At 58.1% G+C, this 613-nt stretch carries 1 protein-coding gene and 1 pseudogene; one reads left to right on the forward strand and one right to left on the reverse strand.

Annotated features, from left to right (window positions below; translation table 11 throughout):
• A pseudogene (locus tag H1B27_RS39755) lies at positions 1-186 on the reverse strand (IS110 family transposase); the annotation flags it as partial.
• A gap of 211 nt (positions 187-397) precedes the next feature.
• On the opposite strand from H1B27_RS39755, the gene tnpA reads away from it, so the two are divergent.
• On the forward strand, positions 398-613 hold a 216-nt coding region (tnpA, locus tag H1B27_RS41425), incomplete at its 3' end, for an IS66 family insertion sequence element accessory protein TnpA (RefSeq protein ID WP_446479878.1).

The raw sequence follows: 613 nt of genomic DNA on the forward strand, positions 1-613 counted from the left end.
CCAGATGCCAAGCGATGACGCCTCGACTCCTACTCTCTCGAGGCGATCCGCGTAGCCCTCTACTGCGGAGCGGATCGCCGCTGGATCGGTCATAACCTTGACCTCGCGAATGGTGAGACCCTCGCCATCGACGATGCAAAGACTGGTTTCTTCAAGACCGACGTCCAACCCAACGTAAAGCTTCATTGGAGCTCTCCTGTGTGGCAACGAACGCCTAAGTCGTTGCACCAGGCTCCGGATTCGGCCACACGGCGGCTATCCTCGTGCACCGGTTTCTCGAAGCCCGATTTGAAGAGCCCTCTTAATCGGTCGTTGGTAACCGTCCGGTTCCTGCACACCTTCCTCCTCGTGTGATGTCGTTCCATTTCGGGTTCTCTGCTGCTGTGGAGATTCTCCGGTGAGACCGAAACACTTCCAGAACAAAGCGCGACGCGAGTGGTGGTCGCTGCACGTCGAAGCGTGGCGCCGAAGCGGTCTCGGGATCCGCAAATATTGTCGTCAGCAGCGTCTCACCGAGAACACGTTTCGGCGTTGGCTGAAGCAGCTTGCCGGCGAAGACACTGCACGTAAACTCGCGGAATATCAGACGGAATTGCGCCGCGAAGAGCGAACA

This window comes from Bradyrhizobium diversitatis (genome assembly GCF_016031635.1).
In the GTDB taxonomy this organism is placed as follows: domain Bacteria; phylum Pseudomonadota; class Alphaproteobacteria; order Rhizobiales; family Xanthobacteraceae; genus Bradyrhizobium; species Bradyrhizobium diversitatis.